This is a genomic window from Pseudomonas sp. MDT1-16, from assembly GCF_054898115.1.
The window spans coordinates 1,182,888-1,196,185 of record NZ_CM142717.1; the positions used below are offsets into that span (position 1 = coordinate 1,182,888).

A 13,298-nucleotide genomic window follows, 5' to 3' on the forward strand; every position below is an offset into this window, starting at 1 on the left:
GGTTCTTTACGACTTGCAGTGTGGGTTCGCTATATTTGATTAGGTGAATACATTTAGATTCAAGTGAGTGTTTTGAGGTTTTTGTTTTTTCGAATAGTCTTTGTTCGAGGCCTGAGGTTGTTTCTGGTCTTCATTCTTTTTAATTTTTATTTTTTGACTAATTAATGGAGTCGTTATGTCTAATGATTTGTTGTGGGGGGATGCGTTAAAAAACGCAACGCCGGAAGAAGTAGTAAAGTTTGCCGTTGAAGCACCCAAGCTGTTTGCTGACGGTTCTGTCGGAGCGCTTGATGGATCCACCCGTGATTCGGGATTGTTGCTGACTAAAAAACAAATAATTGATCTGCGCAAATATGAGGCGGCCGGTCTGGCGTTGCCTTATACCCTGGAGGATGTCAGAAACTATCTGCGCTTTGGTGCCGGTCAGGATGGTGGCCCTGGACTGAATCCTGAAGACTTCCTGACCACTTTCCTGAATACCCGAAATCATGCCAGACGCTGGTCGCCACTGCGCGAGCGGATTATGTTGACTGGGCGTGGTCTCAAGGATTTTGCCGACAGCATGTTGACCTATGGCGCTTCGATGAAAGAGGTGTACAACGAAGTAAAAGCCTCCGGCCTTTTGGAGAAGCACAACATCAAGACGCTGGAACAGTTGAAGCAACTTGAGCTTGAACTGGGTGACAAATTTCCAGGTATTGAACTGGAAGATGACACCCTCAGTACGCTTGATTATTACTTGAAGCGTATCTTTGAAAAAATCGATTTCAATCTACAAACGGTCGGCGGTATCAAGAAAGATCTTGATGTGTTTGGCTATGATCTGCGCGAACACATCTTGCCAGGAATAAAGCTGAGAGTCGGTCTGATTGAAAGTAGTTCTTTGCCCGAAGATATTAAACAGCTAAAAGCGGTGATCGATGAGCGCTCAAAAGAAATCGATATCAAAAACACCGAGTATAAGGCCGCTGTTCAAGAAGCCCTGAAAGCCGCTGCCGGAATGAATATTGTCGGGCTGGCGATGGCTATTTATATGGGGGTGGAAGCGGAAAATATCCGCGCCCGGCGCAACGAACTATACGCCCAACAAGAAATGGACATTCAGTCGCTTGCCAGCAAGAACCAGACCCTGGGATCGCTGGCGCGGGTCAAGCTTGATCTGCAAAGTCTGATGATTGTAGCGATCGACGCCGATGTAGCCACGCAGAACCTGATGCATGTCTGGAGCGTTCTGCACCTGTGCATCAAGAACTCTACAGGCGCGGTAGGCCGTATCAATGACGCATTGAGTCTCAGGATTTTCATGACTGAATTTGAAGAAGTGGTGGGTCCATGGGAGCAGATCAAATCGGATTCGGACAAGCTGATTGAGGTTTTCAAAGAGGCGGACGAAGAATACGAGCGCAATTACGGCAACACATCGCGTGCGATGGCATCCACCGCATCGCTTCAAGAAACTTACCCGGCACTCGACCTGGATACATTGAGGATTAGCCATTCACAAATGAGCGAGCATCGCACACAAGCGCATGTATGGCGGGTAAAGCTGAATTACCTGCCCGATCTGTTTGATCGCTTCAATCGACTTGTCCAAGGCGTCGGTCAGGGTGCCATGGAGCTGCAAACTGCGGCGCTTGAAAGCAGTAATGAGCTAGAAGTCAGTCTGCGACGTCTGGGTGGGCTCGAGAAGGAACTGGCGGGCGAGAATGATGAGCAGGTGATCGACGAGATCAAGGGAGAGCGTCAACAGTTGTTGAACCATGTTGCAGAAGCAATTGCCCCGCAAGGCTCTCGGCTTAGCAAATCACTGAAAGAAATCAGTGATGCGTTCGACATGCGTTTGACCCTGGCTTACATCACAGACTTTGAGCACGACGAAGAGCAAGCCAAAGCGGAACTCGTTGTGCTGAAGGAAAAAACCGTTGCCCTCAAGGACGAGCGTAAGTCTGTTATCGACGCTATCGAGATTCTGGAAAAGAAAGGCATCGAGGAGCTTGGCAAGAATATCACGCTGACTATCGATAAAGTGGTGGCGCTGGGCCTGACACCACCGCAAGTCGCGGTGGTGATGCTCGCAATCGATCAGCTCAAGAAGACCATCGGGGATATCGGGGAAGGTATTCGTTTTCTGGATATGGTTCGAGAAAGTGACAAGCTGCAAGTAAAAATCGCGATGCTCGACAAGGAAATTGGTCTTCAAGACGGTGCCGTCAGTGCATCGGCCGGCAAGATCAAATACCTGCAGGCCATTCACTCGATTGAAGAACAACGCAAAGACTACGTGGCGAGTTACAGTCCGGCGATTAGCGCTTTTGAACGGTACCTGGCCGCTACCGACAAGGATGCCTTTACCGATGATGACGTTCGCAGCGCCACGTTCAAAGCGCAAGCGAAATTGTTCATTGCATTCCTTAATCCTGTTTCGGTCCCTAACCGTTAAGTTGGGCTGAACATTCCATCAAGCCGCGTTAATCAAGGTGCCATGCCACTCCCCGGTTAACACGGTTAGCCTAACGATACCTGATCGGTGGCTATTGATGGTTTGCCATGATGAGGGAATACAAATGCTTGATTATTTACTGGCAGAAAAGAACTTCGTTTCACTGAAACAGTACGTTGACCTGTTAAATGCTCTGCCGGATGTTTTGGCGAGAGTAGAAAACTTTTCCGACGCCATCAAGCGGTCGGGGCACTCCATGTTACAGCCACCCAATGCCCAGGCGTTGATACAGGTGGCAAGGGCTAACGCGGCCAACTGGCAGCTGATCATTTGTACGATGCCTCAGTTGGGCGCACTCGCGGCTCGGGTTGTCATGGATATCGACAGTTTCAGTCAAGAGTTCCGTCAGATGGCCGAGGACCGTGCCAAGCGGAAATTACCACTCTCAGCCATTGATCCTGGACAGTTCAGCGTGGTCAAGTCCCCTGAATGGGGAGGAGCGCCCCGCGCCAATCTGATCGATGTCATTCGGGAGCTTGCGTTACGCCTTGGGCGCTGTCGGCAGATCGCGGCTCAGTTCAAATCGACGGTACGCAGCGTCGGTGAAACGATTCATAGCATTTTTGTTCGATTCATTGAGTCACTTAGTCTGCCGATATGCGCATGCCACGGCGTGAACACCAAGATAGAAGTCTATTACAGCCTGGGCCGGATCGGCCTTCCAAACATGCAGTACGATCCGGATGAGCGCTATTCCGAGCAACAACGGATGGAGATGGCAAGGGATCATTTGGCGCGTTTGATCGGTCTTTACCGCTGCACGGGGGGGGCGGTAAACAATCTGAGCGACTTCTGTTATCGACTGACGTATATCCTGGATGAAGCCTGGAGGGAGCTTGCAACCAGTCATCCCGCGCAAATTGTGTCACGTGCCAAGTGCTCGCTGAGTCTGGTCGACCATTCGATCCTGGAAGTTAAGTCGATGTCTGAACAGCTGATTCAAATGTCGAAACGACAAAAGTAAAAAAAAGCCCATGACTGGTCATGGGCTTTTTGATTTCTGCGTTTAGCGCTTAGACGTAAAACGACTTCAGCGGCGGGAAGCCATTGAATTCAACTGCGCTGTAACTGGTGGTATACGCACCCGTCGACAGCCAGTACAAACGATCACCAATCGCCAGGTTCAGCGGCAAACCGTACTTGTAGTTTTCGTACATGATGTCGGCGCTGTCGCAGGTCGGGCCGGCGATGACCACTTCTTCCACTTCGCCTTTTTTCTCGGTCCAGATCGGGAACTTGATGGCTTCGTCCATGGTTTCGATCAGGCCGGAGAACTTGCCCACATCCGTGTACACCCATCGCTCAACGGCGGTACGGGATTTACGTGCAACCAACACCACTTCGCTGACCAGTATGCCGGCGTTGGCGATCAGCGAACGGCCTGGCTCCAGAATGATTTCCGGCAGTTCGTCGCCAAAGTCTTCCTTGAGGAAACGGATGATTTCTTCAGCGTAGGTTTCCAGGCTGTTGGTGCGGGTGATGTAGTTGGCCGGGAAGCCGCCGCCCATGTTGATCAGCTTCAGGTGAATACCGTCTTCTTCTTTCAGACGCTCGAAGATCACTTTGACCTTGGCGATCGCCGCGTCCCAGACGCTGATGTCGCGCTGTTGCGAGCCGACGTGGAACGAGATGCCGTACGGCACCAGGCCCAGGTCGCGGGCGAGGATCAGCAAGTCCATGGCCATGTCGGTCTGGCAGCCGAATTTGCGCGACAAGGGCCAGTCAGCGGTGGTCGAGCCTTCGGTGAGGATGCGCACGTAGACTTTCGAACCCGGTGCAGCCTTGGCGATGTTGCGCAGGTCGGCTTCGGAGTCGGTGGCATACAGACGCACGCCCTTCTCGTAGAAGTAGCGAATGTCTTTGGATTTCTTGATGGTGTTGCCGTAGCTGATGCGATCCGGGCCGACGCCCTGGTTCATCACCTTGTCGAGCTCGTAGATCGAGGCGATGTCGAAGTTCGAGCCTTTCTCTTTGAGCAGGTCGATGACTTCCACGGCCGGGTTGGCCTTGACCGCGTAGTAGACCTTGGCGAATTCGAAACCGGCGCGCAGGTCGTCATAGGCCTGGCTGATCATCGCGGTGTCGATCACCACGAATGGGGTTTCTTGCTGATCGGCGAACGCCTTCATTTTCTGGAAGGTATCGCGCGCGAAATAGTCATCGACGTTGATCGACATGCTGGGAACTCCTACTGGCAAACTAGATTAATCAATGGGTGCGAGGGTGTGTCATCAATGAGTTCGCGAGTGCGTTGTCGCCTGAGCGCGTGCCAGGCAAGGCGCAGGCCGCCGCTAATGGTCATTCCCTTCGCAAGGCCTGCAACGCAGCATGGCGCGCGCTCAGGCACAACCCGGAGGGCCGGGCCTGCTTTTGCGCAGGGCTGCGTTGCTCGTCCCTTATTTGGAACAACCAAACTCCGGTCCTCGCGCCTTGCCCTGCGCAAAAGCAGGCTCCGGCGCACTCGTGAACTCATTGATGACACACCCTCCTGAACGTCCTCCGTATCCCCACTTTGGTTCGCCTACTTCCCAAGGCATGTCGCCGAAAGCAAAAAGGCCACGGGAGGCGGTGCTTCCCTTGGCCTTGCTGTCTCGTCGTCAGTACTTGAGCCGGATGGATCGTTTCCAGCATGGACGTTCGGCGCGAACTTTAGGGCGTGAGGGGCTTGAGATCAACAAAAAATGTCGCGTTTTTGCACGCATCCGTCGTGCGGTCCCGGACAGTTACTGATGTAACCGACCTGCATGACAGTGTGATGTTCCCCTGGCAGGGATATTTGCGGTGGTTCAGCGGGATTTGTGGTGGCCCATTCGCGGGCAGGCCTCGCTTCTACAGGTTCGGTGTCGTGCAAAAAATGGACGCACGCCACTAATCCTGTAGGAGCGAGGCTTGCCCGCGAGGACGTCAGATCAGGCCAACGCAACTTCCGCAGGCGAAACAATGCTGGTCTTGCCGCCACGGGACTTACCGGAGCTCAAATACTCGGCAATCGATTCCTGGGTCACCTCCCCAAGGAACACCCGCTCGGCATCCATCACCGGTAGCCACGAGCGGTTGAACTCGTACATGCGCGACAGCAGGATGCGCAAATGCTCATCAAACGCCGCCGTCGCGTTGAATTCACGCAGGTATTGTGCGCAGGCGCCGGTCTGACGGTGCAGGTCGCGACGTCGTACATAACCCAACGCTTTGTTCTCACCGTCAGTGACCACCACATAACGACGGTCCAGTTCGTCCATCAACTCCAGGGCTTCAGCCACGGGCGTTTCCGGGCTCACCGACGGGGCGTTGTCCGCCGCGTCTTCGGCTTTCACCAGCAACAGACGCTTGAGGGTGCTGTCCTGGCCGACGAAGTTGCTGACAAAGTCATCCGCCGGGTGCGCCAGCAGCGTGTCGGGGTGATCGATCTGCAACAGTTTGCCAGCGCGGAAGATCGCAATCTTGTCGCCCAGCTTGATCGCTTCGTCGATGTCATGGCTGACCATGATCACCGTCTTGTTCAGCGCCCGCTGCATCTCGAAGAATTCGTTCTGGATCATCTCGCGGTTGATCGGGTCGACCGCGCCAAACGGTTCGTCCATCAGCAACAGCGGTGCATCCGCCGCCAGCGCACGAATCACGCCGATCCGCTGCTGCTGACCACCGGACAATTCACGCGGGTAGCGATTCAGGTATTGCTTGGGCTCAAGCTTGATCATGCTCATCAACTCGCGGGCGCGGTCGTGGCATTTCTGTTTGTCCCAGCCCAGCAGGCGCGGAACGATGGTGATGTTTTCCTCGATGGTCATGTTCGGGAACAGACCGATCTGCTGGATCACATAACCGATGTTGCGGCGCAGGGTCACGGCGTCGAGGTCGGTGGTGTCTTCGCCATTGATCAGGATTTTGCCGGAGGTCGGTTTGATCAGACGGTTGATCATTTTCAGTGTGGTGCTTTTGCCGCAGCCCGAGGGTCCGAGGAACACACAGATCTCGCCTTCATTGACGGTCAGGCTTACCGAGTCCACGGCTTTCACATCTTTGCCGTTGCTTTGGAAGGTTTTGCTGAGGTTTTGAAGTTCGATCATTTCAGGAGTCCAGGTAGGGGGTGTTCGCCGCAAATGGCGGAGCGCGTTGGAGCTGTGATCCCGCCGGGCAAGGCGTGGGACGCAGGAAATGTCGTTTCCTTTTCAAGTCCCACAACGCAGCCCGGCGGGATCACAGCTCCAACCCGGAGGGCCGTGCCCCACAAAGCGCAATCCGTCGTTGCTCGTCGTTCATTTGAAGAAACCAAATCTCTCTCCTCGCGCCTAGTCTTGCGCTTTGTGGGGCGACGGCGCGCCCGCCATTTGCGGCGAACACCCCCTACTCGTCAGCGTGCGTTGCAGCCATTGCAGAAGCAGGTCGGCGAAGATGGCCAGGAGACTGACCAGCACGGCGCCGACGATCAGCATCGACATGTCGCTGCGGCTGATGGAAGCGAGAATGAGTACACCGAGGCCACCGGCGCCGATGGTCGCGGCGATGGTCATGACACCAATGTTCATGACCACCGCGGTGCGCACACCGGCGAGGATCACCGGCACGGCGATCGGTAACTCGACCATGCGCAGGCGCTGGCCGAAAGTCATGCCGATGCCGCGGGCGGCTTCGCGAATGCCGGGTTCGACGCCGGTCAGGGCGAGGTAGGTGTTACGCATGATCGGCAGCAGCGAATACAAAAACACCGCGGTAATCGCCGGCATCGGCCCCAAGCCCTGGCCGAACGTGGAGTAGAACGGCAACAGCAGGCCGAACAGGGCAATCGACGGCACGGTCAGCAGCACCGTGGCGCTGGCTTGCAACGGGCCGGCGAGGGTCGGGAAGCGTGTCATCAGGATGCCCAGCGGCACGCCGACCAGAATCGCCAAGGTCACGGCAATACCGACGAGGGTGATGTGCTGCCCGGTCAGTTGCAGGACCAGCGGCCAGTCGAGGTGGGAAAAGGCGTTCAGAAATTCCATGGCTTTTCCTCCTCAGTTGATAGGGTGCTGGCGCAGGAAATCGGCGGCAACGGATGAAGGGCTTTCGTGATCGACATCGACCCGCGCATTGAGCTGGCGCATGGTGGCGTCATCGAACAGTTCCGCCAGCGGCTTGAGTTCTTCGGCGAGTTTCGGGTGAGCGTCGAGGTAGACCTGACGCACCACTGGCGCGGCGGTGTAGTCCGGGAAGTAGTGCTTGTCGTCTTCGAGCAGTTTCAGCTTGAAGGCGTTCAAACGACCGTCGGTGGTGTAGACCAGACCGGCAAACACCTGACCATTGCGCAGGGCGGTGTAGACCAGCCCTGCGTCCATCTGGCGGATGTTTTTGCGGGTCAGGTTCATGCCGTAGAGGTCCACCATGCCGTCCAGACCGTCGGAGCGGTTGGCGAACTCGGTGTCCAGCGCCACCAGATGATGGGTCTTCGCCTCAGCCTGCATCACCGTGTTCAGCTCGCTGATGGTGTTGATCTGCGGATACGCCTTCGCGGTGTTTTCCGGCAGGGCCAGGGCGTAGGTGTTGCTGAATTTCGACGGTGTGAGCCAGATCAGGCCTTTTTTTGCGTCGAGTTCTTTCACCTTGGCGTAGGACTGAGCGCTGTCGAGCTTTTCAGTGACATGGTTGTAAGCCACCAGCGACACGCCGGTGTATTCCCACATCAAATCCAGCTGACCACTTTCGTGGGCGCTGCGAGCCAGGTTGCTGCCCAGACCGCCGGTCACCTGAGTGTCGTAACCCTTGGTGCGCAGGTATTGGGAGGTGATTTCCGCCAGCAGGGTTTGTTCGGTGAACACCCTGGCGCCAATGCGGATCACGGGTTTTTCAGCGGCTTGGGCAAATCCTGCGAACAGCAGGACGCAGCCCAATAATAAGGTCAGTCTTTTCATAAATATTCCTTTGCCGAGGCTTAAGACGGGCGAAGGCCGCGTTCGAGCCAGAGGCGGCTGGCGAGTGTCACCAGACCGTCGAGCAGCAAGGCCAGCAGGGCGGTGCAGGCCGCGCCGAGCAGCAGTTGCGGCTGATTGTTCAGGGCGATGCCAGGGAAAATCAGGCTGCCCAGACTGTTGGCGCCGATCAGGAACGCCAGCGGTGCAGTCCCGACGTTAATCGCCAGGGCCACGCGCACGCCACCGATGATGATCGGCACAGCGTTCGGCAGTTCGACCCGCCACAGCACTTGAGTCGGCGTCATGCCGATGCCGACGGCGGCTTCCTTGAGCGATCCCTGGACGTTTTGCAGGCCTTCATAGGTGTTGCGCACAATCGGCAACAGCGAGGCGAGGAACAGAGCGAAAATCGCGGGGCCACTGCCGATGCCGAGGATCCCCAGGGCGATGGCCAGTACGGCAAGAGGCGGCACAGTGTTGCCGATGTTGAAGATCTGCATGAAGCGTTCAGCGCGGCCCACCATGGTCGGGCGGCTGAGAAAGATACCGGCGGGTATGCCCACAATGAGGGCGGCCAGCATGGAAGCGAGGACGAGAATCAGATGAGCTTGCAGGTAAAACAACAAATCGTCGCGGTACTGTTCGATCGTGTTGGTGCCAATCCAGTGGACCAGCAGGGCCAGAAGGGCGACGACAACCGCACCTCCTATCAGCCCCTTGCCATAGCGAATAGCCACAGGCGGACTCCTTTTTTCTTTGTCGGCGAACGCAGTCCCGTGGGGCATGCCATTCCTGGCTGCCGGGATTATCAACGTTCGCGAGAAGCAGCTCTTCATGCTGATGAAACCGCATGAGATCGAGCCATAAGCGCAGCCTCGTCAGGCCAACTTGCTGATTTTTCAGTCCCTGGTACGAGTGCCGTAACAGGGGAGTGGACGCCTCCACCTTTTAAAAGGTTCCATATTTAGAAGCATTTAGCCACCCTTGATGTCGATTACCCGATGTAGCAGCTGCCGAGCCTGCGAGGCTGCGTTCGGCGGCGCAGCCGTCGTAGGATCGATACACGCGGTCTGTCTGATACACCGCAGGTCCGGTTTTACGACGGCTTCGCCGCCGGACGCAGCCTCGTCCCTCGGCAGCTGCTACGGGCGAACGGTGGTCCGTGACGCTCGGTTTGCGCTATACTCGCCGCCCTTTTTTGAATCACCTGCCAGGCGATTTCCCATGACCAAACAGGCCGCCGAAGTCGCGAAGCGCCGCACTTTCGCCATTATTTCCCACCCCGATGCCGGTAAAACCACCATCACCGAGAAGCTCTTGCTGATGGGCAAGGCGATTGCGATTGCTGGCACGGTGAAATCCCGTAAATCCGACCGCCATGCCACCTCCGACTGGATGGAAATGGAAAAACAACGGGGTATTTCCATTACCACGTCGGTCATGCAGTTCCCGTATAGCGATCACATGATCAACCTGCTCGACACCCCGGGCCACGAAGACTTCTCCGAAGATACCTACCGCACCCTGACGGCGGTGGACTCGGCCTTGATGGTCCTCGATGGCGGCAAGGGTGTAGAGCCACGGACCATCGCGCTGATGGACGTTTGCCGTCTGCGTGACACGCCGATCATCAGTTTCATCAACAAACTCGACCGCGACATCCGCGACCCGATCGAACTGCTCGACGAAATCGAAGCGGTCCTGAAGATCAAGGCGGCGCCGATCACCTGGCCGATCGGTTGCTACCGCGACTTCAAGGGCGTTTACCACCTCGCCGACGACTACATCATCGTGTACACCTCCGGTCACGGCCACGAGCGCACCGATGTGAAAATCATCGAGAAGCTCGACTCCGATGAAGCCCGCGCGCACTTGGGCGACGAGTACGATCGCTTCGTCGATCAGCTGGAACTGGTGCAGGGCGCCTGTCACGAATTCAATCAGCAGGAATTCCTCGACGGCCAACTGACTCCGGTGTTCTTCGGTACTGCACTGGGCAACTTTGGTGTCGATCACGTGCTCGACGCCGTGGTCAACTGGGCGCCGAAGCCGCTGGCCCGTGTCGCCAACGAGCGCACCGTGGAGCCGGCTGAAGAGAAATTCGCCGGCTTCGTGTTCAAGATCCAGGCGAACATGGACCCGAAACACCGCGACCGCATCGCCTTCATGCGTATCTGCTCCGGCAAGTACGAAAAAGGCATGAAGATGCGCCACGTGCGCACCGGCAAAGACGTGCGGATCGGCGATGCGCTGACGTTCTTCTCCTCCGAGCGTGAGCAATTGGAAGAAGCGTTTGCCGGCGACATCATCGGCCTGCACAACCACGGCACCATCCAGATCGGCGACACCTTCACCGAAGGCGAAGTCCTGGGCTTCACCGGTATCCCGCACTTCGCCCCGGAACTGTTCCGTCGCGTGCGTCTGCGCGACCCGCTCAAGTCCAAGCAACTGCGTCAGGGCCTGCAGCAACTGGCGGAAGAAGGCGCGACCCAGGTGTTCTTCCCGACGCGCAGCAATGACATCATCCTCGGCGCCGTCGGTGTGCTGCAGTTCGATGTGGTCGCCAGCCGCTTGAAAGAGGAATACAAGGTTGAATGCTCGTATGAGCCGATCACTGTTTATTCCGCGCGCTGGATCGATTGCAGCGATAAGAAGAAGCTCGAAGAGTTCCAGATCAAGGCCGTGGAAAACCTCGCGATTGACGGCGGCGGTCACCTGACCTACCTGGCTCCGACCCGAGTCAACCTGGCGCTGATGGAAGAGCGCTGGCCGGATGTGAAGTTCCGTGCGACGCGTGAGCATCATTAAGGGCTGAGCGGCTACACACAAAAACCCCGTTGCGAAAGCTGCGGGGTTTTTTATTGTCTGAAGCCTGATCGTTCCCACGCTCTGCGTGGGAAAGCAGCCCGGGACGCTCCGCGTCCCAGAAGCGGACGCAGAGCGTCCATTGAGGCGCTACCACGCAGAGCGTGGGAGCGATCATTTCGGAACCATTCGACCTAACCCTATTCAAAACCAATCTCCCGCCAAGTCCGCAGCTCACTATGTAGACAGAAATGTTCCCTGGTGAAAAATCATCTGCCATTGCTCGCCATGCTTGCGCCAGACAGAGCTACGCAAGCTGTTGGTTGTGGCGCGTTGATCGATAGCGACGTTTTGGCAGTGATAGGTCACCAGTGCGGTATTTTCTGACAGGGATTTGGTGGTGAATTCGCTGATCGTTCGTTGCGTGAATGGCTGTAGAGGCAATTGCTCGACCACTTCTGCCTTCGACCATATATTGCCGCTGGCGCCAAACTCGACGAAGTCGTCGGCGAGCAGGCGTGAGACATCTTCGGCATTACTCCGAACAGCCTGTGAAAGCAGGTGCTGCTCAAGTATCAACAGTGTTTTTGACAAATCCATGGCTGCGGCCTTTGTCTGAAAGTTCAGCGATACCTTAACTCAAGGCTCCGGAGCGCTGCTAACCCATGAGAATGGGATGTTGCGCAACGGTTTTTCCGTAGGTTTTTTCCCTTGGTCGGGTAGCTTGACTCTGGTTTTGCGTTGTTGGCATTTCTACTCGAGACAACTAAGTCGTAGCCGTCTACTGTTCGAAAGGCAGTTCGCAAATAGCTGCCTTTTTAAGGATCAATGGAATGACAAGTCGGCTGACTCACCTGATTCGATTAGATGGCTACTTCTGTCCAATGGCCTGGGTGCTTGCCGCGCTGCTCTTCATCAATCGGTTGAGCACCATGGTCAAACTGTTCATGGCGCTGTACCTGCGCCAGGAACTGGGGCTGGCGATTGAAACCGTTGGCTGGTTGTTATCCGGTTACGGGGCCGGCTTGCTGATAGGGTCAATGGTGGGCGGACTGCTGAGTGATCACTTCTCCACGGCGAGGCTCACTGCGGCGTTGTTTTTTGTCTCGGCGTGGGTACTGCTCTTGTTGGGGCTGGTCACTGAAGTGCCTTGGCTGGCAGGCATGCTGCTGTTCAGCGGTGTACTCGATGGTGCGATTCGAACGCTTCATCAGCGTTTGATCATGGAATATTGCCAGGTTGCGCAGCGCGCTCGTGCACAGTCACTGAGTCGTGTTGCCAGAAACCTGGGTATGGCTGTCGCAGGGGTGGTCGGTGGGGTTTTGGCGCAGACTGATTTTCGCTGGGTGTTTTTTGCCAGTGCGGTCATGACGCTGTTGGCGTTGCTCTGGTTTGTCCGCACGACATGGCATCGACCGGTTCTGATACCGGATGAGGTGTCTGATAGTGCTTCAGGCTCCTGCGTCCCGTATCGAGATAAACCTTTCCTTTGGTTGTTGGCGGCTGCTGTCTTGCTCGGCCTTGCCTTTGACACGGTCTACAGCATGCTGGGCAACTATTTGCTCGATTATTATCAGTTGGATACTGAAGTCATCGGATGGCAATTTGCACTCAATGCAGTGCTGGTGGTGTTACTGCAAATTCCTCTGTCTCATTGGAGCGAGCGCTGGGGGGCACGCCGGCAACTGGTGGCAGGCAGCGTGTTGTTGGCTTGCGGGCTCGGAATGCTGCCTTTCGGTACCGGGCTGTTGTATGTCTGCCTGTCGACGGTGGTTTGGACGTTTGGCGAAGCTCTATTCATGCCGCCCCTGAACGTGCTGGTTATGCGGCATGCGCAAGCAGGAAAAAGTGGGCACTACTTTGGTCTTTTTTTCATGTGCTGGAGTGCGAGTGCGCTGCTTTCGCCCGTGCTTGGAGGCCAGCTGTATGGTCATTTCGGTGGGCATAGCGTCTGGCTGGCAAGCGCGGTTCTGGCGATGCTTTCCATACCGCTGATTTATCAAGCAACTCGCTTGTCGGAGCATCAAAAGGATCTTCCCTTAGCGCGCGGTGAGCCCGCCTCACTTAGCTGATCTGGCTATAGGCATTATTTAAAACCAATCTCC

At 56.0% G+C, this 13,298-nt stretch carries 10 protein-coding genes; 4 read left to right on the forward strand and 6 right to left on the reverse strand.

Translation table 11 applies throughout. From position 1 onward, the window contains the following. Nucleotides 1-175 precede the first annotated feature (175 nt). Complete coding sequence (locus ACYZT3_RS05225) at nucleotides 176-2,440, forward strand: alpha-xenorhabdolysin family binary toxin subunit A (RefSeq protein ID WP_282375019.1); 2,265 nt, start codon at nucleotides 176-178, stop codon at nucleotides 2,438-2,440. A gap of 124 nt (nucleotides 2,441-2,564) precedes the next feature. Then, nucleotides 2,565-3,464 carry a hypothetical protein gene (locus tag ACYZT3_RS05230; RefSeq protein ID WP_282375021.1) on the forward strand — a complete coding sequence of 300 codons (900 nt, stop codon included), beginning with the start codon at nucleotides 2,565-2,567 and terminating at the stop codon, nucleotides 3,462-3,464. A 49-nt stretch (nucleotides 3,465-3,513) separates the two neighbouring features. Here ACYZT3_RS05230 and ACYZT3_RS05235 read toward each other — a convergent pair whose 3' ends face one another. The 5 genes from ACYZT3_RS05235 to ACYZT3_RS05255 all read right to left on the reverse strand — a co-directional run bounded on the left by ACYZT3_RS05235 (nucleotide 3,514) and on the right by ACYZT3_RS05255 (nucleotide 9,125). Continuing rightward, nucleotides 3,514-4,677: a type III PLP-dependent enzyme gene (locus ACYZT3_RS05235; protein ID WP_282375022.1), complete on the reverse strand. Its 1,164-nt coding sequence runs from the start codon at nucleotides 4,675-4,677 to the stop codon at nucleotides 3,514-3,516. Between the two features lie 732 nt (nucleotides 4,678-5,409). After that, the gene (locus ACYZT3_RS05240; RefSeq protein ID WP_282375023.1) at nucleotides 5,410-6,567 is read right to left on the reverse strand and encodes an osmoprotectant ABC transporter ATP-binding protein OsmV; all 1,158 of its coding nucleotides are present in this window, start codon (nucleotides 6,565-6,567) and stop codon (nucleotides 5,410-5,412) included. A 222-nt stretch (nucleotides 6,568-6,789) separates the two neighbouring features. Beyond that, nucleotides 6,790-7,482, reverse strand: coding sequence for an ABC transporter permease (locus ACYZT3_RS05245; protein WP_282375024.1), 693 nt, complete (start codon nucleotides 7,480-7,482; stop codon nucleotides 6,790-6,792). 12 nt (nucleotides 7,483-7,494) lie between these two features. Then, nucleotides 7,495-8,388 (reverse strand): glycine betaine ABC transporter substrate-binding protein, encoded by an 894-nt coding sequence (locus ACYZT3_RS05250; RefSeq protein WP_282375025.1) that lies wholly within the window; start codon nucleotides 8,386-8,388, stop codon nucleotides 7,495-7,497. 20 nt (nucleotides 8,389-8,408) lie between these two features. Then, nucleotides 8,409-9,125, reverse strand: coding sequence for an ABC transporter permease (locus ACYZT3_RS05255; protein WP_282375026.1), 717 nt, complete (start codon nucleotides 9,123-9,125; stop codon nucleotides 8,409-8,411). Nucleotides 9,126-9,612: 487 nt separating this feature from the next. On the opposite strand from ACYZT3_RS05255, the gene ACYZT3_RS05260 reads away from it, so the two are divergent. After that, on the forward strand, nucleotides 9,613-11,196 hold the full coding sequence (locus ACYZT3_RS05260; protein WP_282375027.1) for a peptide chain release factor 3: 1,584 nt from the start codon (nucleotides 9,613-9,615) through the stop codon (nucleotides 11,194-11,196). 234 nt (nucleotides 11,197-11,430) lie between these two features. Here ACYZT3_RS05260 and ACYZT3_RS05265 read toward each other — a convergent pair whose 3' ends face one another. Next, entirely contained in the window at nucleotides 11,431-11,793 is a 363-nt protein-coding gene (locus ACYZT3_RS05265) for a nuclear transport factor 2 family protein (protein WP_282375028.1), read from the reverse strand. A 233-nt stretch (nucleotides 11,794-12,026) separates the two neighbouring features. Here ACYZT3_RS05265 and ACYZT3_RS05270 point away from each other — a divergent pair, with 233 nt between their 5' ends. Then, entirely contained in the window at nucleotides 12,027-13,265 is a 1,239-nt protein-coding gene (locus ACYZT3_RS05270) for an MFS transporter (protein ID WP_462031646.1), read from the forward strand. Nucleotides 13,266-13,298: the final 33 nt, after the last annotated feature.